Annotated in this window: 19 protein-coding genes; 11 read left to right on the forward strand and 8 right to left on the reverse strand. The window is 42.5% G+C overall.

Annotated features, from left to right (window positions below):
• Positions 1-207: 207 nt before the first annotated feature.
• Positions 208-777, reverse strand: a complete 570-nt coding sequence (locus QNM18_RS06865) for a hypothetical protein (RefSeq protein ID WP_284136727.1) — start codon at positions 775-777, stop codon at positions 208-210.
• Positions 778-965: 188 nt separating this feature from the next.
• Between QNM18_RS06865 and QNM18_RS06870 the strand changes: the two genes are divergently transcribed.
• On the forward strand, positions 966-3,518 hold the full coding sequence (locus QNM18_RS06870) for a PKD domain-containing protein (RefSeq protein ID WP_284136728.1): 2,553 nt from the start codon (positions 966-968) through the stop codon (positions 3,516-3,518).
• Between the two features lie 107 nt (positions 3,519-3,625).
• Here the strand turns inward: QNM18_RS06870 and QNM18_RS06875 are convergent, their stop codons facing one another.
• Positions 3,626-4,633 (reverse strand): metallophosphoesterase, encoded by a 1,008-nt coding sequence (locus tag QNM18_RS06875; protein WP_284136729.1) that lies wholly within the window; start codon positions 4,631-4,633, stop codon positions 3,626-3,628.
• A gap of 425 nt (positions 4,634-5,058) precedes the next feature.
• On the opposite strand from QNM18_RS06875, the gene QNM18_RS06880 reads away from it, so the two are divergent.
• Together QNM18_RS06880 and rnhA are read left to right on the forward strand one after the other, a co-directional pair.
• The gene (locus tag QNM18_RS06880; RefSeq protein WP_284136730.1) at positions 5,059-7,110 is read left to right on the forward strand and encodes a winged helix-turn-helix domain-containing protein; all 2,052 of its coding nucleotides are present in this window, start codon (positions 5,059-5,061) and stop codon (positions 7,108-7,110) included.
• 166 nt (positions 7,111-7,276) lie between these two features.
• Entirely contained in the window at positions 7,277-7,747 is a 471-nt protein-coding gene (gene rnhA / locus QNM18_RS06885; RefSeq protein WP_284136731.1) for a ribonuclease HI, read from the forward strand.
• Between the two features lie 4 nt (positions 7,748-7,751).
• Here rnhA and QNM18_RS06890 read toward each other — a convergent pair whose 3' ends face one another.
• Positions 7,752-8,501, reverse strand: a complete 750-nt coding sequence (locus QNM18_RS06890) for a class I SAM-dependent methyltransferase (protein ID WP_284136732.1) — start codon at positions 8,499-8,501, stop codon at positions 7,752-7,754.
• Positions 8,502-8,553: 52 nt separating this feature from the next.
• Between QNM18_RS06890 and gloB the strand changes: the two genes are divergently transcribed.
• Positions 8,554-9,321 (forward strand): hydroxyacylglutathione hydrolase, encoded by a 768-nt coding sequence (gene gloB / locus QNM18_RS06895; protein WP_284136733.1) that lies wholly within the window; start codon positions 8,554-8,556, stop codon positions 9,319-9,321.
• Positions 9,322-9,525: 204 nt separating this feature from the next.
• The gene (locus QNM18_RS06900; protein WP_284136734.1) at positions 9,526-11,091 is read left to right on the forward strand and encodes a lytic transglycosylase; all 1,566 of its coding nucleotides are present in this window, start codon (positions 9,526-9,528) and stop codon (positions 11,089-11,091) included.
• A 43-nt stretch (positions 11,092-11,134) separates the two neighbouring features.
• Here the strand turns inward: QNM18_RS06900 and QNM18_RS06905 are convergent, their stop codons facing one another.
• The 3 genes from QNM18_RS06905 to QNM18_RS06915 are packed head-to-tail and all read right to left on the reverse strand — an operon-like array spanning position 11,135 to position 12,636.
• On the reverse strand, positions 11,135-11,578 hold the full coding sequence (locus tag QNM18_RS06905) for a flavodoxin (RefSeq protein ID WP_023399624.1): 444 nt from the start codon (positions 11,576-11,578) through the stop codon (positions 11,135-11,137).
• Positions 11,578-12,312, reverse strand: coding sequence for a tRNA pseudouridine(65) synthase TruC (gene truC, locus QNM18_RS06910; protein WP_211009873.1), 735 nt, complete (start codon positions 12,310-12,312; stop codon positions 11,578-11,580). The genes QNM18_RS06905 and truC overlap by 1 nt, the downstream gene beginning before the upstream one ends.
• A 3-nt stretch (positions 12,313-12,315) precedes the next feature.
• On the reverse strand, positions 12,316-12,636 hold the full coding sequence (locus QNM18_RS06915; protein ID WP_211009874.1) for a YqcC family protein: 321 nt from the start codon (positions 12,634-12,636) through the stop codon (positions 12,316-12,318).
• Positions 12,637-12,799: 163 nt separating this feature from the next.
• Here QNM18_RS06915 and QNM18_RS06920 point away from each other — a divergent pair, with 163 nt between their 5' ends.
• Positions 12,800-13,825 carry a DUF3549 family protein gene (locus tag QNM18_RS06920; RefSeq protein WP_284136735.1) on the forward strand — a complete coding sequence of 342 codons (1,026 nt, stop codon included), beginning with the start codon at positions 12,800-12,802 and terminating at the stop codon, positions 13,823-13,825.
• Positions 13,826-14,131, forward strand: coding sequence for a DUF3301 domain-containing protein (locus tag QNM18_RS06925; protein ID WP_211009876.1), 306 nt, complete (start codon positions 13,826-13,828; stop codon positions 14,129-14,131). It abuts the gene before it with no gap.
• A 1,019-nt stretch (positions 14,132-15,150) separates the two neighbouring features.
• On the opposite strand, the gene QNM18_RS06930 is transcribed toward QNM18_RS06925, so the two are convergent.
• On the reverse strand, positions 15,151-15,816 hold the full coding sequence (locus QNM18_RS06930) for a GNAT family N-acetyltransferase (protein WP_284136736.1): 666 nt from the start codon (positions 15,814-15,816) through the stop codon (positions 15,151-15,153).
• 138 nt (positions 15,817-15,954) lie between these two features.
• Between QNM18_RS06930 and QNM18_RS06935 the strand changes: the two genes are divergently transcribed.
• The 3 genes from QNM18_RS06935 to QNM18_RS06945 all read left to right on the forward strand — a co-directional run bounded on the left by QNM18_RS06935 (position 15,955) and on the right by QNM18_RS06945 (position 17,308).
• The gene (locus tag QNM18_RS06935; protein WP_211009878.1) at positions 15,955-16,182 is read left to right on the forward strand and encodes a DUF2789 domain-containing protein; all 228 of its coding nucleotides are present in this window, start codon (positions 15,955-15,957) and stop codon (positions 16,180-16,182) included.
• Positions 16,183-16,269: 87 nt separating this feature from the next.
• Complete coding sequence (locus QNM18_RS06940) at positions 16,270-16,533, forward strand: hypothetical protein (protein ID WP_211009879.1); 264 nt, start codon at positions 16,270-16,272, stop codon at positions 16,531-16,533.
• 1 nt (position 16,534) lies between these two features.
• A complete protein-coding gene (locus QNM18_RS06945) occupies positions 16,535-17,308 on the forward strand; it encodes a Zn-ribbon-containing protein (RefSeq protein ID WP_211009880.1) in 774 nt (257 codons plus the stop codon).
• Here the strand turns inward: QNM18_RS06945 and syd are convergent.
• Positions 17,302-17,850: a SecY-interacting protein gene (syd, locus tag QNM18_RS06950; protein WP_284136737.1), complete on the reverse strand. Its 549-nt coding sequence runs from the start codon at positions 17,848-17,850 to the stop codon at positions 17,302-17,304. The two genes, QNM18_RS06945 and syd, sit on opposite strands and share 7 nt — an antisense overlap.
• Before the next feature lie 60 nt (positions 17,851-17,910).
• Between syd and queF the strand changes: the two genes are divergently transcribed.
• A complete protein-coding gene (queF, locus tag QNM18_RS06955; RefSeq protein ID WP_284136738.1) occupies positions 17,911-18,756 on the forward strand; it encodes an NADPH-dependent 7-cyano-7-deazaguanine reductase QueF in 846 nt (281 codons plus the stop codon).
• Positions 18,757-18,791 lie beyond the last annotated feature (35 nt).

Genomic DNA, 18,791 nt, shown 5'->3' on the forward strand with positions numbered 1-18,791 from the left:
ATTACATAGCCCTCAAGGTATAACTATATACAGGGAAAACGTAGCGAGTTAGGCATAAAACACTTGGCCAAGTAATCTCAAGCGATGAGTAACGGTCACTTTTACAGACTGTGCGCTCAAAGCACATTCTACTAATTGTCTCGACAACCCAAGTAGTTTTCTATCAATTGATGTATCACATCAACATACCTACACCCGCAAGCGCCCTCAATTCTCTTCAATGATCAACTCTAGATTGAAGCTCAAATCGCTACTGGTGGTCGATACTTGCCTTACCTCCACAGCTAAAATATTTTCACGTTTCAACTCAATTTGACCTTTGAGTGCCACTTCATACCAGCTGTGCTCAATAAGAGAGCCTAATGCGAGCTGAGTTTCTGGGTGTGACGCTTTTGGCAAAAACTGCCGGTGCACTTCTTGGTTGTTAAGATAAACGCGTGCGCCATCATCCACTAACAAACGTAATGCGACGCTAGTTAAAGCTCGCTGTGTATCCCAGCTAAATTTATGTCGAAAGTAATGCACAAGAATAGGCTGACCATTATGTTCTTTGGCAATAAGCGTATGCTCATCCCCTTCACCAAAGCCAATTTGCGCTTTTCCTAACGCCCAACTTGAGTCATCAAATTCAATGCTCGCCCAATTACTGGCAAGTGCTTGGGGGCGATCGTAATATTTCCAAACTGAATTGACCGGTATGACAACACTTTGAGCGTTGGCTGTCGAAAAAAACAAGCCAAACCAAAGCATCACGAGGAATTTACAAGTATTTTTCATACGCATATTACTTTGCAGTTTGGTACCTACACTCTACCCAATTGATATTAATAAATAAAAAAGCTCATTAGTTTATATCATGTTATATCTACCTTTATCACCAGCAATGTTTCAACTTTTCGAACAAAGTAGTGATGGGCTCGTTATTCGCCCATTGCATAACAAACAACATTACAGGTTCAATTAAGATGAAAACAACATTGAAGAATATCATTTTTACTGCGAGTTTATTGTGTATACCAATAACTACTGTCGCGAAAAATTTAACCCGAGGGCCATACTTGCAAATGACGGGGGAGGACCACGTCACCATTCGTTGGAACACGGATCAAAATTCATCAACAACACTTCGCTATGGCAAATCATTAGATACACTGAATGTCGTCACCAGTGAAAACCTAGCAACTAAAAATCATGAAATTACACTGCAAAACTTAGAGCCTGACCAAAAGTACTTCTATGCAATTTATGACGGCGAAAAGCTGTTAAGTGGCGCAGATGAGCATACCTATTTTCATACGGCTCCGGTAAAAAATACTAAAAAGAAAACCCGGATATGGGTGCTAGGTGATCCTGGACGAGCGGGAACTGACCCCGACACCAATGCTCAGAAAATTGTTCGAGATGGCTTTTTAACCTTCTCTGCGAACCAAGCGCCGGACTTTTGGTTGATGCTTGGAGATAACGCATACAATGACGGTACCATTGTCGAATATGATCACGCAGTCTTTGCTCAGTACCCTACCCTATTAAAACAATCTCCACTGTGGCCAATTATGGGAAACCATGACAACCGCTCTGCCGATGTAGACACCCAAAATGGTGGATTTTACGACTTATTTACGTTGCCAACACAAGGACAATCTGGCGGTATTGCATCTTCACATGAAGCGTATTACTCATTTGACTATGGCAATATTCACGTGGTTGTTTTGAACTCATCAGACCGAGAGCATTATAAAGAATCAGATGCCATGCTGGAGTGGCTAAAGCAGGACTTAGCAGCTAACAACAGCGAGTGGCTCATCGCCACTTTTCACCACCCTGTCTATGGAAAAAGCGGTCATGACTCCGATGAAGCAGAAAACATGATATACATGCGAGAGCGATTTTTACCCATACTTGAAGAGTACGGCGTTGACTTAATAATGGCTGGCCACAATCACTTTTACACGCGCTCTGTGCTAATGGCCGATCACTATGGCATGTCAAATAGCTACGACCCGTCAAAGCACGTCATCCAAGGTGGCAGCGGCCAACTAGATAAAGAAGGGGCCTATACCAAAAAACGCGGCCAAAAAGGGGCGATATTCATTACCCATGGGGCTGGTGCAGGAAGTGGCCGAGGATATGCAAGACTAGTTCGAACAGATGAAATTACTGAAGGGAAACGCCATCCTACTGACTACATCTATGGTGGCCGAGGTTCAATTGTATTGGATATTGAAGACACAATGCTCACCGCAAACGTGATCGGTCCACAGGGCGATATTGTCGATTATTTCACACTGAGACATAATAATGGTGAAGACCCAATCAATAACCCTCCACAAGTGAAGATGCAGATACCCACCCAGCTGTCTGTTTTTGAGTCAGGTCATTTCTCCAGTGAAGGTTCCTTCGATAGTGATGGCAGAATTGCCGATTACTTGTGGCAATTTGGAGATGGAAATAGTAGCTCTTTGGCCAATACCAACCATCAATATAGTCGCGCAGGAGATTATGCAGTCAGCCTGACTATAACTGATAACCAAGGCATTAGCTCAAGTACAAATAGTCGTATTTCTGTACTCCCATCATCAGATACAGAACTCAAACTTAACCAGCCAATAAAAGTTTCAGGTGACGCAAAGGAGGCTATATACTTTTTCTATGAGGTTAAAAATACTGAAAAGTCACTGACAATCTCTATTTCTGGCGGACAAGGTGATGCGGATCTGTATGTCAGAAGGGCTGTGCACCCTACCAATACTGAGTTTGACTGTCGCCCCTACAAAAACGGCAACGCCGAGTCATGTGAAATAACAGACATACGCACAGGCCTTTACTATGTGATGCTCTACGGCCATAAATCATTTACAGATGTAGCTCTAACGGCAACTCAAGATCAAACTTCAGCTCCTACCCCTAGTGCGGATGCCAATGGGCCTTACCAGACGGCACTTGGCACACCAGTCCACTTTAGCAGTGCCGGCAGCACAGATCCCAATCAAAGTGAATTGACTTACAGCTGGGATTTTGGAGATGGAAATAGCAGCACATTGGCATCACCGACCCACACTTATGATCAAATTGGAGAGTATGCAGTGTCACTTACCGTGTCGAACACTCAGGGGATCAGCAACTCAGATACCACATCAGCACACGTTTTAGCCCACACTGACCTAGTTGATAGCTGTGCACAAGGCACGACTCCCCAAGCCGAAGGCAGACTTTTGCTCAATCAAACTTACTGTTTAGAAGAGCAAAACCGTACAGGACAATTGCAATATCAATTCTATGTCAATGACCAAGATGTAGGTAAAGATCTACTTATTAAAATGGGACATGGTAGTGGCAATGCAGATCCACTCTACAGATATGCAAAGCGTCCCGATCAACAACAATGGGATGCCCGTGACACAAATCCCGGCAATGCCACTGAGTTGAAAATTAAAGCTATTCAAAAAGGCTGGCACTACATTCACATCACCACTGAGGAAAGCTTTCAAGGAGTGTCATTGAATCTGTCTATACACTAAATGAGATAAGCAAAGAGTCTAGTGATTACACTAGACTCATCGCACTCAGGCTTATCAAACAAGTGCTGCACACAGCTGCCATGATGGACTGGCGAGGCCTTGGCTTGTTACTTAGCAAACAATGGTGTTCTTTTTCCCTGCATATCTGCACGCCAATACCCATCTTCTTCAATAAATAATAATTCACCTTTATGACCCAGCTTGATGCTGCTATCTACCCCAATCACTTTGCCATTGTAGCGACTAATCACCGTTTTATGCGAAGTGTGTCCAACAATAAAGCGACTAGCAGAAAAACGCGCCAACAGCGGTGCTAATTGTGCTTTCTGTTCTTCTGAGAAAAAACCTCTGTGCCAGATCGGACCTTTTCTGCCATGTAAAAACTGCCCTAACTCCGAGCGTTTTTTTGAGCTGAGCTCTTGCTCTACCAGCTCTTCTCTAAAAATTTTATTGATGTCTTTCAAGCCAATATCATATTTTAAAGTTTCGTGATGGAAGCCACCGTGTAAAAATACATTGTTATTGATTTTTATCACTACATTTTTGGAGCGCAACCACTGCCCCAGCACACTATCCTTTGAAAATAGTTGATTAAATGGCTTATTCATTAACGATGCCGTCTGTTCATATTTTTTATGTAAATACCTTAAATCGCCATTGAGCACCATAACTTCATGGTTACCCAGCAAAAAGTGCACTGCCCCACCAAACTTTGCCGCTTCATTTTCTAACCATTTGATATACCACAAAGATTCTGTTACTTGACTTCCCCGGTCAAAAATATCTCCGGTAATAACCAAATGGCCTTTGCCAAATATCCAGTTGCCATTTTGGTCTATTATTTTATTTGCTTTTAATAGCTGCATCATCAGCGCATGCTGACCGTGAATATCGCTCAATGCAACAACAGGAAACGCACCTGAATACACAGTTTCTGTTGGCGCGTTAGACACTAGGTTTAATTTCATACTTCGGCCACAGAAGTCGATTGCTTTGTGCTCTTTTATGACAAACGTTCGTTTTTTTCCTTGGCAAATTAAATCCGCGCGATAACCGTTTTTATCAGGGTAGATATACGGGCCATCATTAAATCCAGCGAACGCCGTAAAGGACATTAACACGCTTAAAATAACCAAAAGTGGATTGCTTTTGTGATACATATTTCTCTCGTCATTGATATGGGTATTGAACTTACTGAGTTATTTGCTTTTTAAAACTCATACAAAAGGCACACTTAAAGTACCAGCTAACGAATTGAATCACTAGAATATCGGCTTCTCGATCTGAAAAATATAACCATAAAAATCAATAAATTAAAAGGGCATTAGGTTCTATCATGTAATATCATGGAGTAATTCACAGCATAGGGAAACAAATTAACTGAAAAACAATAATCTATAAAAAATTGTAGGTTACATAAAGACTATAAAAAATTAGCCTAGACCAAGTTCGGCTGCCAAAGCATATTTTCAATGGCAATCAATTACCGTCTAATTATGATAAGCTCAATATTCGATTAAAATAATTATTTCAGCTGGTTATGGCACATCATAGACACACTATTCTCGATCACTTTAAAGTCAATGATTGGGCTATAGATTGCAAAAGACTAACCGCAACACGTGCACAAAAAAAGGTAAGGCTAGAGCCAAAAGCTGCGCTGATCTTGCAATACATGGCAGCTCGTCCAGGTGAGATAATTAGCAGGGAAGAGCTATTCAATACATTTTGGCCCAACCAAGTCGTAACCGAAGATGCTCTAAATCGCGTCATTTCTACATTAAGAAAAACACTCAACGATAACTCTACAGAGCCGCACTATATAGCAACAATACGCAAGTCCGGATACCGTCTAGTCGCTGATGTAAAACATATTGCCCCGCCTTTGCAGCACAACAGGACAAAAAAAATAGCAGGGGTATCGATTGTGCTATGTAGTTTGCTGCTGATTGCTATACTCACATCGAGTTACTCTTTTCGGCCCAAGCAGCCGATTAAGCCCCTCTTAAATGGGGAGTTCAAACGACTAACTTACAGTACCAGAGTAAAATTGACGCCGCACCTTAGCGAAGATGCCACACAATTAACCTACATAGAATCGAATAAAAAGGCCACGAATACACTGGTTTTGATGTCAGTGAAAAGCAATACCAGAGCCTATTATAACAGCGCAGATACCGAGTTTTCATTTCCGGTCGTCGCGCCCCAAGCAAACTCAGTGTTAGCAGTTATAAAACATACAAACGAAGCTAAACCCTATGCGATCGCATTAATTGACTTTGACAAAAAAGCGATGAAGCGACTTGTTGAATTGAGCAGTGAAAGTTTAGGGCTAAGTCACCATATTCAAAGCAAATCAATCGTGTTTACTCAAAGACAAATTCCTTTTTCCACACATCGAATAACCCTATTTGACCCTTTATACTCCTCGAATAAACCACTGTCTTCACCACCTAATGGCTTTTCAGATAGACAACCTATATTTTCGCCTTCGGGTCAAAAGGTGGCCTTTATTCGAACTAAAGCCCCTACCGAACATGCGATTTTTACTGTCAATTTAGATGGACAAGAAACACAGATTACTGAATATCAAAGCAATATCACCTCTTTCGATTGGTTCAATAATGACAGCTTGCTGTACAGCAATGAACAAGGACTATATTCTGTTACCGCATCTGGCGATACTCATAAGTTACTAACCCCTATACCCAATCAGCAAGTTGCATTCGCACAAGTGGCAACAGACGTAAGTAAGTTATTACTTTCTTTTCAAAGTAGCAGTTCTATTGGGCAAGTTATTGACAGCACTGTCGGAGATAAAGCGCTACCTGTTACTTTATCTAATGGTTCGGACAGTGAGTTTGCAATCAGCCCAGACGCCACCAGAATGGCTTTTGCCTCAACCCGCAAGGGCAACAAAGCCTTGTGGCTGAGATACAATAATCAACTACATAGCGTCAAAGACTCCAATTTTAATGATATTTACGACTTAACATGGTCAAAAAACAGCCAGCAATTAGCAGCATCTGTAAAGCGCAATAATCAATATGGGGTGATGTTTTATGACATCAGTACACAAAAGCTAATTGTATACTGGCGCAATACTTCCCCTTTACATGTGGTAGGTTGGGATAGTAATAATCACATTTGGTACTCAAAACTACAAGGCAGCAATTGGGCTTTAACCAAATTTGACCCTATTAAAAAAACAATTATCGAACACCCAACCAAACAGGTTTACCAGGCGAGATTTACCCCCAACAAACAGTATCTGATTTACATAGATGCACACAAGCAAACTCTCTGGAAATGGGACTTCAAAAATAACCTCAAAGCAATTTCAGTCCCTTACAATATGAAATTAGATAGAAACTGGGATATTGACTCATATGGCGTCTATTATATTGGTTCAAATGGACAGTTAAATTACTACAATATAAGCAACGAGATAGACAAAAAAATTGTAAGTCGCATAGGCGCATTTTCTCCTAAATATAGACCACAATCGCGTCTCTATGGTTTTGTCGGAACACATGAAGTGATCACTCAGAGCGATTTTTGGCTGTCAGACTTAGCTTCCAATGACCAATAAAGACAGAGTCAGTATTTTTGCATCCTCAGTTTTAAGTCAATGCCCTACACGATACGCATCTCGATGAGTTGAAGAAGCTGATTTTTATTTTTAATCATATCGCTTACAGCCTAACTTTGTTAAGGTTAGCGCCTATCAGCCCAAGCGACACTATACAGGCAAATTCGTGCAAAAAATCGTAGAAATTTATACTGATGGCTCTTGCCTTGGTAACCCCGGACCTGGGGGATATGGCATCTATATGAGTTACCAAGGCCATGAAAAGCAATTGAGCCAAGGTTACCAATTGACCACCAACAACCGTATGGAAATGCTGGCCGCGATAGTTGCGTTAGAAACACTCAAGCGTCCCTGCCAAGTTACCCTTTATACCGACAGCCAGTATGTTAAACAAGGTATTGAGTCTTGGCTTGCAAACTGGAAAAAACGCAATTGGCAAACCGCCGCTAAACAGCCTGTCAAAAACGTCGACCTATGGCAACGCTTAGACGAAGCAAGTCAAAGGCACACCATTGACTGGCGCTGGGTTAAAGGTCATGCGGGCAACAAGTACAATGAACTGGTTGACGACTTAGCGCGAGATGCTGCATCACAAGACAAATTACTTGAAGATATGGGCTATAAGCCACTGGATTAAGACATTAATCTTGCTGACTTCGGGAGTGTTTTAACCTCGCGCCTTTGACTGCTGGCGTCCACTTTGGCCTTGCATGCCACTTTGGCTTGATCGGTGTTAAGGGGGCGACACGCTTACGCGCAACCAACATATAAACGCTCCCCATTGGCTTTAAATAGTGACGACAAAACCTCCGCCATGGCGCAAATCGAGATAACCTTGATCCCCTCGCTAAAGAAGCGTGGATAAAGCGCTCATCAGCAATTATTTCAAATCCCAATAAATTCAACCAATCTTTGACCCTTGAGGGTGTAAAGAAGCGCCCAGACCAAGGTAGTTTTTCACCACTAAATGGTAGCATGTGTGCCAATCCGCATAAGCTAAAGGGATTGAATCCCGTTATCACGATGTAGCCACCTGGAATTAAAGTTCGATGCGCCTCTCGCAATATATGATGTGGATCCGAGTGATACTCTAAGCCATGAGATAAAATACACGCATCAACACTGTGCTCATAAAAAGGCAATTCATCAATCTCGGCTATTACGCCAGCGTGCGGACCACTGGGCGAAATGCAGACTTGGTGATCTATCATGCTATCCGATGTATCAAGCTGACCACTTAAACAACCTAGCTTAAGCATATGGTAGCCAAACATGCGAGGCAACCAGCGCGCCATGCGACGTTCAATACCTGCTTTGAGATATTCTCCATGTGGAAAATCTTGCCAAGATTGGGGTTTAGGCCCTTGCTGAAAACTTAATGCTGGTTTCATCCCGTACGCTCGTTATACTTGTTGACACCTTCACTTTATAGAGCAATGAGTTATGGCGCAAGTTGAACCTATCAAGGCCTTCAACGACAATTATATCTGGGCGATATGCAATACACATAGTCCAGAAACTTGGGTCGTTGATCCTGGGCAAAGTCAGCCCGTTATCGAGTTTTTAACCACCCAAAACCGTCCTCTTTCAGGTATCTTGATCACTCATCACCATTGGGATCATACTGATGGCGTTGCAGAGTTACTATTACAATTTCCTGATATTCCTGTTTATGGTCCAAAAGACTCAAAATTTACCGGGATAACTCACGCCCTGTCGCCTGACGATACGCTAACTATAGCAGATATCACTTTTAAAATAGTACACACCCCAGGTCATACACTGGATCACATCTGTTATGTCAACGAGCAGCTGGCCTTCACTGGGGATACGCTCTTCAGCGGTGGGTGTGGTCGTCTGTTTGAAGGGACTGCTGAGCAAATGTGGCACTCTTTACAGTCACTACTAAAATTACCTGATTCATGCCAGATTTATTGCACCCATGAATATACGCTAGCTAATTTGGCGTTTGCTCACGCCGTAGAGCCAAACAACAAGTTTCTTGAAAAACATATTTCATGGTGTCAACAACAGCGGGGCCAAGATTTACCAACATTACCAACAAACATGGGGATCGAACGCCAAATAAATCCATTTTTAAGGGCTGAGCACGAGACGATCTTGGACCATTTACCTAAAAACTTCCAAGGTCCCACCGATACTACCTGGCAAAAATTTGCAAATCTGAGACTGTGGAAAGACAATTTTTAAAGCTCATCACTGTCACAGTAAAAAGGCGCTCAATACCTCAACTGTGACAGATACTGAAGCGGTTTACTCCCTATAAAATAATAACCGCGTACGGCCCAACTATTGCAAATAGCATAACATTACTATGGACAAAAATACGTTCGCTTTGCAATTGCCTCAGATAAGGTTAAAATTGACGGGTTTTTGCCCGACAAAAAGAGATTTATGAAAAAGCCACTGCTGATAATTGCGATTTTGAGCTTAATAACAGGCTGTGAAATAACGCAAACTCAAACGCAACCCCCACAAACTGAAATACGAGATCACGCCAGCCCTTCACAGATCAGTGATGTGTTATCTCATGCAATTCAAATTCCTATTGAAGCTGATGAACCTCCGCCAGTATTCGACGATGTGTGGGAGCGGATCCGCTATCAGTTGTCGATCCCAGTGCCTCAAAACCGACCTGTTGTGGCAGAGAGAAACTATTACCAACGCCATCAAGCCTATTTAGACCGCATATCGAAGCGTGCAGAGCCCTATTTATACTTTATTGTCGAAGAGGTAGAAAAGCGCCAAATGCCTATCGAAATTGCATTACTACCTATTGTAGAGAGTGCTTTTGATCCTTTTGGTTACTCCCACCGAAGCGCATCTGGAATTTGGCAGTTTATGCCGCAAACTGGAGAGCGATTCGACCTCAAGCAAAATTGGTGGTATGACGGAAGACGTGACATCGTACAATCAACCCGCGCAGCCTTAGAGTACTTAACTTACCTTCATAAAACACTAGATGGTGACTGGCTCAATGCCATTGCTGCTTACAACTCTGGCGAAGGTCGTGTTATGCGCGCAATTAGGAAAAACCGTAAAAAGCACTTACCAACTGACTTTTGGTCTTTAGATCTACCACGTGAAACCACTGCATATGTGCCGAAGCTACTCGCACTGTCTGATCTATTGATGCGCCAAGAGGAGTTTAAGGTGACATGGAATAAAATTATCAATGCGCAGGTTGTCGATACAGTGGAAGTCGGGACACAAATTGACTTGGCACTAGCGGCTGATATGGCAGGAATTTCGTTGACCGAACTATATCGTCTCAACCCTGGTTTCAATCGTTGGGCTACGGATCCAAAAGGTCCTCACAGCTTATTGCTGCCTACCGATAAAATCGCCCAGTTCAAAACAAAACTTGCCAGTACTCCGATGCAAGAGAGATTGCGCTGGCAATACTATACCGTGAATCGCGGTGATAGCCTCTCTGTAATTGCGAGTAAATTCGATACAAGTCCATCTGCAATTCAAACGCTTAATAAACTAAACAGCCATATCATTCGAGTTGGACAAAAGCTGCTTGTACCGCTGAGCGAAGGTGAGCTGAAAAGTGAGCACCTACCAGCATCAGTTAGGAAAGTAGCCAACAAATCACAGCAAAGTAAGTACACACATACTGTAAAAAGTGGTGATACTCTTTGGGATATTAGTCGCGAACATGATGTGACAATCAAGCAGTTGGCCGCATGGAACAAGCTAAAAACGAGTTCTGTACTGAAACTAGGCCAACAGCTGAACATTTATAAGTCTCAGCCAAAACAAAAAAACTCAGGGCTGCAAAGCACTGAGCGCACGATTACTTATAAAGTCCGCAAAGGCGACTCTTTGGCGCGTATCGCAAACAAGTTTAATGTCTCGATTAAAAATATTATTAAGTGGAATGATATTGCGGGCCAAAAATACCTTCATCCCGGTCAGAAGCTCAAGTTAAAAGTTGACGTCAAACGTAGCTAGAATAGTTAAAAAGGGCCTAATGCAGGGCCCTTTTTAATTTAAATTACAATGCTGCAACCCACTTTGTCAGCCAAGGCTCTACGGCTTCCCAAGGTTCAAAGTACTCACCGGCATCCACATCAAGACGAGGTTGCACAATGCGCGCATTTAGCTCTTGGATCAAGGCATCAATTTGACGCCCGGCACCGCAATAAGTATCTCCATAGCTGCTGTCTCCCAAAGCAACAACACCTACATTTTTATTCGTTAACATTGGCATTTGTGCTTGCATTTGAATAAACAGAGGATAAAGGTTATCAGGTATATCACCTTGTCCGGTAGTAGACGAAACGAATAACGCGTGCTCCGCAGATTTAACCTCATCAATGGTGGCTGGATCTGCTATGTTAACTCGATGACCCTGCGCAGTTAAATGTGTCTCGATTTGCGTAGCCAAGTTTTCTGCATTGCCATATACACTGCCTACGAATAAGGTGATTGATGCCATTACTGATAATCCTTCTCGGTTGATGGCCAGCCTAGTTGATGGCAGATATCCAACATCTCCTCACCTAGATTGGCTCGAATTAAAATAGGTTGTTCAGTATAAGGATGAAGAAACTTTAGCTCAGTTGCAAATAACATCAGTCTCTGTAGTTTAAAATGATCACGAAAAAAGTGATTGTGTTTATTATCACCGTGATTAACGTCGCCAATAATGGGTGTCGATAAGTGGTTTAAATGGCGACGGATCTGATGTTTTCGCCCAGTTTTAGGGTAGCACTCCACCAGCGAGTAACGAATACTCGGATACTTACCAAACGGAATATCTAAACTTGCTTGGTGCAAACACCGTACTAAAGTTTGTGCTTCTTGAGGTGCTTTATCTTGATCTGCAAACTTGTCAGCAATTTTGTCCAATTGCTCTTTAAGTGGCTTATCAACAAAAACCTCATCTCGACTAAAACCACGGACTAACGCGAGGTAGCGCTTTTGGATAGCGCCATCTATGAAAACCTGGTTCATATCTCTTGCAGCTTCAGAACTCAGAGCAAACAGTAACACGCCACTGGTGGGTCTATCTAAGCGATGTACAGGAAATACATGTTGCCCTAATTGATCTCTGAGCATTTGCATTGCAAACTGTGTTTCTCGTTTATCCAAGAATGAACGGTGAACCAGTAAACCAGAAGGCTTATTAATAGCAACATAATTTTCGTCTTGATAGATGATCTCCAACATACGTTACTGCGCTCCATTTGCTATCAAAACATCTAGCTTATTGAGGCAATTAAATAGAGCCTGTTGTCGTGGGTGACCCGTAAAAGCAATATCACACATAGGTGATATGGCGATATTTGTAGGCAGCGGCTGGCGATTGACGACCATCTCGTGGATCTTTGGAATAAATACAAATTGTAGCCACTGCTCAAAGCGCAATGTATCACAACAAAATGGCTGCACCGAAGCCAATGCTTGACTGTCAACAGGCTCAGTTTGCCAAAGGTGAGATTGTTTTAGCTGTTGTTCTAATTCAGCAAGGTGTTGTAAAACCGCTTGGCTCACTTTTAAGCTCCCACTTTTATTATCTAAACCCGGAGTATATCATTGCTCAAGGTTAAGCACATTTATCATTGTGACGATTGCACGTCTATCTGCAGCTATCCCCCTTACTCCTTGCTCTAAATACCGTTATAATTGCGCCACTGTAATCTTTCGTGAGCAAACAATGACGACACATATCTCTACCCTAGGTGAACTTTTAACTTCAGCAGGCACGCAATGGCGTGTATATGACATTGGTCGTCGTATTACGAAAATAGACAAAAAGCAATTTGACCAAATCGAAAATACTCAGGTGCCATATCCCTACCCGTTAGGAGGTCATGCTTTGCTTGCAATCCAATTTTGGGACAACCAAGCCACACTCGATCCCTATGTGTGGTTTTTAAAATTCCCACTTGATGAGCAAAGCAAACTCAACATTGCCAGCCGAGATCACTTTGCATCTATGGTACTTGAAGCGTTAGGCACGCAGCTGACAGGTGAGGCGGCTCAGGGTAAGCTTGATAACAATCCGTATGTGTATACACCTAATGCCAACAAACTTGCTGCATTTAACGCTCTGATGAAGTGTGAGCTAAAACGCCCCGCTTCTAAATACTATGAATCAGTGGAGCACTACTTCACAACACAAGGAAAAACAGATTGGCAAGGTCTTGCATTACAAGGGCTTGCTGATTTTGCAATGCGATTGCCTCATAGTCAAAACCAAGCTAATTTAATCGCCTTGTGGCCAAATTTACCTGAGCAAGTCCAGAGCCCACTTGCCGCAATGATTGAACATGTCAGTATCTCTACGGAACTGACTGAAAACCTACTGCGAGATCTAGACAAAAGCGTATCAAACAAACAACTTTACGGGGCTGTTAATAACTTCAGAGCTATGTCGGGAAGCCACGGTTTAGGCCTGATCGCACAAGCTGTAGATAGCTTGCTGCAATCTGAGCTAAGCACTGAAGCAGACATATTATTGACGATAGCGGGGCGCGGTTGGGAAACGTTAACCGATCCAGATAGGCTGTATATGTTTATGGACAAAGCAGCCCAAAACAATCAGGTTGAAGGAATTTTTGAAAGTATTTTCACAGACTTGGTTGCAATTCCAATGCTTCGTCCTCATGTATTAGGTTTACTTCGTGCGCAAAATCGCAGCGAAACACTGTCACGGGCAATTGGTAGGTTATTTTCATAAATGATAACACTCTGGCTATTTATACTTATTATTTCTACATGTGGCTTTTTTTGGTTCAGTCGGCAAATAGCCGAGGCTGCCCGTGAGCACGCAGCTCAACAAAGTGAAAAGCTAAATGTGCAATTACTCAGCGTCGCTTGCCAAAAGCGTCGCTTGGGCGTACTTAAGAATGGTCAACTAGGTATAAAAAGTGAATTCCTATTTGAGTTCAGCTCAGATAGGGACAATGCATACAAAGGTACACTGTACTTAGAAAATCAAATGCTGGTTAAGGTAGATGTGCCACCGCACAGAATCGTAGATTAATGAAAAGATAATACTGATATACTGAGATAAAATAAGGAAACTAAGGCGCAACCCTTTTTGTCACGCCCCAATCCGACGATATCCATTTGAGGTATCCGCTACCTCTGCCTACAACATACAAGCAAGCCGCCAACATTCATCATCCCCTGAACGGGTATACATCCAATCACACCCGATCTTCTTCCCTGCCTTCATCCAACGTGTATCCTACACTCATTCCTCTTACGCAGTATCCTTGTGCGCTCCAATTAATTCCCTTGGCACATCCTATGCCCGTACATCCTATGTCCAAGTATTAACTTGTTCCTTAATTACCTTTTCCTTAGGCTGTCCTATCCCTTTTGACATGTCCTATGTCGGCACATCCTGTGCTGTCTCCTTTGCCACCTTGGCTCCGCTTCGCCTAATCCATCGGCGCTCCTATCCTTTTCGACATGTCCTATGTCTGCACATCCTGTGCTGTCTCCTTTGCCACCTTGGCTCCTCTTCACCTAATCCATCGGCGCTCCTATCCTTTTCGACATGTCCTATGTCTGCACATCCTGTGCTGTCTCCTTTGCCACCTTGGCTCCTCTTCACCTAATCCATCGGCGCTCCTATCCTTTTCGACATGTCCTATGTCTGCACATCCTGTGCTGTCTCCTTTGCCACCTTGGCTCCTCTTCACCTAATCCATCGGCGCTCCTATCCTTTTTGACATTTCCTATGTCTGCACATCCTGTGCTTTATCCTAGCCTCTTGGCTCCTCTTCACTTAGTTCCTTAAGCGCTCCGAACTTCCCGTGTATAACTTTTCCGATACCTTCCTGGTAGCAATCTTTGCTTTCGCATCCCTTCGTCCTTCAACACCAATAAGTCTACGCACATTAGCGCTAATAAATAGGATATATTCTCAATTAAATAACTTAAAAACTATTGAAACATTAGATTAATCACATTCAAAACAACAACTTAAGAGTATATTAAAGATACTAACACGCAATACTTCCCACGAATACGCACAAGCTTGTAGGAAAAGTCTTACAGTGTTTTTTCCAAAACGTCTGTTCGTGCTTTAAACAGTAACTCGCCAGAAACCGATCGAAAGACAACTTCTTTGACCAAATGGTAGCCATGCTCTTCAAAAAAGTTCACTTGATTACCCTGTGTGACAAACACAGCCATACCAGACATAAAGTCATTTTCACGTACTAAGGTATCCAGTGCGCTAAGCAGATAATGACCGAAACCTTGCCCTTGATAATGAGGATCTACAGCAATAAAAGATAGGAAATAGTATTCCCCCATTTCGCTTAAATGTGCTTTTATTGTGCGCTCTTTTTCCATGATTTGTTTGGCTTGCAACACGCCCGCCCCCATCATCAATGTCAACCTCCAATGCCAACCAAAGCTCTTCTCTATTTCACAATGTGATGCAAATGCACATGCTACCGCCACTAAGTTATCTTCAATATAGATACCTAATATCGGTTGACCCGACTTGCTAAAACGAGACAACTCCTGGCGTATGAGCGCTCTAAGTTTCGCATCATATTTACTTTGGTTTAGCTCATTTAAAATTTGAATCAATAATGGATCTTGTCTGTAAGCTTGAAATAGCAGGCTAGCTGCAACATGAATATCTTCTGGCTCAATAAACTTCGCACCAATTGCGGGGAGTTGCGCCTGTTGTTCTGTATTAGACATAATATTCCCTTGTATATTATTTATTCTAAAATAGAGAGTCGTATATAAATGGCTTGGCTGTACTGAATTAAATCTGATGTATAAAACAGCCGTAAATTTACTATAGTTGTAGAGTATTTCTTGTTCAATGGAGAACATATGGATAACAGCTACCACTCACTAAAATCACTATTTGCCCAACTAGGCTTAGAAAATAGTGATGAGAAAATATCGCAATTTATCAACAACAATAAGCTACCTAGCCAAACACTGTTGGTCGATGCGCCATTTTGGAATCAGGGCCAAAAACATTTTATTGAAGAGTCTTTAAGAGAAGATGCTGACTGGAGTGAAATCATAGATACGTTAGATACTTTGTTAAGATGAGCGTCCAATGCACCTCAAAGCTTAGATCTCTCTTTGGGCAAATAAGATAAAAATGATAAACTAAGCTTTATTTTTTGGTCTTTTCTTATGCACCCAGCAGCTCAACAAGCCATCAGTATATTACTTGCCGAAGGTAAAACACCCACAGTGGCCACCGTCAAAGCTAAGTTGACAGAGCCACTGCCTATGCCAGTTATTATTGCCGCATTAGCAGCATATAAAAATAACCCAGATGCTATAACTCAATCTGCAACAATCAGTGCACCTGAACCTACCGAGCCACAAAACCAATTAGACAGAATAGAAGCTAAATTGGACAGACTCCTAGCACTACTAGAAGAGAAAAAGTAATATGTTCGTTGTAGATTTAACATTTGACTGTTACCAAGACACGACCCTTGAAAAGGCTGAGCAGGCCATAAACCAGCTTGTGAATGCATTACGTTTTAATGGTCAGATCATAGGTGATGAATTTCCAACGGTACTCAAAGATGGTTTTTTCGTCACTCGAGTCATGTGCCCGCTCGAAGACTCACTACACCCTTTACATCATAGCCCCTTCGTCAAGCATGCAATTGAGCAGCTGCAACAAGCTGGTTTACTAGCCCCAAAAGTCAAAGTGATTGGTCAAGATATTCACGCTAATGGCGCTGACCTGTGCCAAGCGCCATCTAGCTATATCCTTTATACAACCTATGTCCATACTTGTAGCCCGTTATACTGTGGTGATGACTTTCAACCAGTGCCGCTTTACAACATCCCTGCAATTGCAAATGGTGACTATAAAGCACTCATAAAATGGCAAGAAGATTGGCAAGCTTGTGACCAAATCCAAATCAATGGAGCCACGCGCTGTGAATTTGCCGCTTTAGAAGAGATAACTAGTTTATCCAGTGACTTATCACGCAGAGGCTTAGATCTCTCAAAACGTATTCGCTACCTCACCAAAAAGCCAGTTTACTATTATCTATACCGCGTTGGCGGTGAAAGCCTTGAAAAGGAGAGGCAAAGAAAGTGCCCAGGTTGCGATGGAGACTGGGCACTCAGTGAGCCATGGTTTGGGCTATTCGATTTTAAATGCGATGAGTGTCACTTAGTATCGAATATTTCATGGGATTTTCAGTGATTAAAGCTTAGAGCTGCTAGAAACGATTCGATGTTCTCAGCCAACACATGATGTGTTGGCTTACCGACATACTCTAAGCATACTTCACCACTATTGAGTTTCACCGAGATCAGTAAGTCATCTCTGTCTGTCAAACCAATAAATACAGTGTCATCTTGCTTTAATCGTCGCTTCATTAAAACATGACCAGTAATATTCTGCTGTAAATTTACAAAGTCCTCTTCATTCCATACTTGCAATAACTCAATATAATTACCATCAAATTGGGCGCGGATATTACCCGCAAATACAGCGCCATAATAGGCATGCAATGCAGCTGGAAACTCTACTTCTAATGCTTGAGCAAGATCTTCCAACCCTTGCTGCGGTTGGCGAGTAACCGCTTGCCACTGGATATTGCCAGAAGTATCCGCTTCACCAACCTCACATGCGCTAGGATAGTCTGGATCGTGTGAGATTTGAGGCAGGTGCCCGAGTTGTTGTTTCGTTGTCGTCGCATATTGCTGATGTAACGTTTCCATCATGGTCGTTAAAGATGCCATACTGCCATTCTCATTTTAATTCGCTATAATTCCGGCCATTGTAACCACTATTGGTGAAACATGACAGATTACAACAACGCACCTGAACTCAAAGCATCAGTGCTTGGTAAAACAACCGAATATGCATCTCAGTATGATGCTACCTTGCTGCACCCTATTGCGCGAAAGCTCAACCGTGACCAAATTGCCGTCGATGAGCAAGCATTGCCCTTTAAGGGTGAGGATACCTGGACTGGCTATGAACTTTCTTGGTTAAATAGTAAAGGAAAACCACAAGTTGCAGTCGCGACTTTTGTCTTTCCATGCCAAAGTTCGCATATTATTGAGTCAAAGTCTTTTAAGTTATATTTGAATAGCTTCAATCAGACTCGATTTGCCTCTAAGGAAGAAGTACATAAATACTTAACCAACGATCTCTCCGAAGCAGCAAATTGTAATGTCACTGTGACACTTTACGGCCCTGATGAGTACAACTGTCTACCATTTACGCAGTTGCCAGGAGAGTGCATTGATGAATTAGATATTGAAGTTGATGCCTATAGCCCTGAAGAGGGGATATTAGCGCACGGCGAGCAAAGCGAGGTTTCCGAAACCTTGTATAGTCATCTTTTGAAATCTAACTGCTTGATCACTTCCCAGCCAGATTGGGCAAGTATCGTGATCCGCTACCAAGGCCAACAGATCTGCAAAGAGTCACTTCTGAAATACTTGATTTCATTTCGCGACCACAATGAATTTCATGAACAGTGTGTTGAACGTATTTACTGTGATATTCAACGCGCACTCAAACCGAAACAGTTGGAAGTCTATGCCCGTTATACTCGTCGCGGAGGGCTAGATATAAACCCTTACCGCTCAAGTGAGCAAGATGCAACCCGCTTTAATATTCGTGTCAACAGACAATAATCACACGCTTCAAAGTGCCGTTACTACGGCACTTT

The organism is Pseudoalteromonas obscura (genome assembly GCF_030135505.1).
Classification (GTDB): Bacteria; Pseudomonadota; Gammaproteobacteria; order Enterobacterales; family Alteromonadaceae; genus Pseudoalteromonas; species Pseudoalteromonas obscura.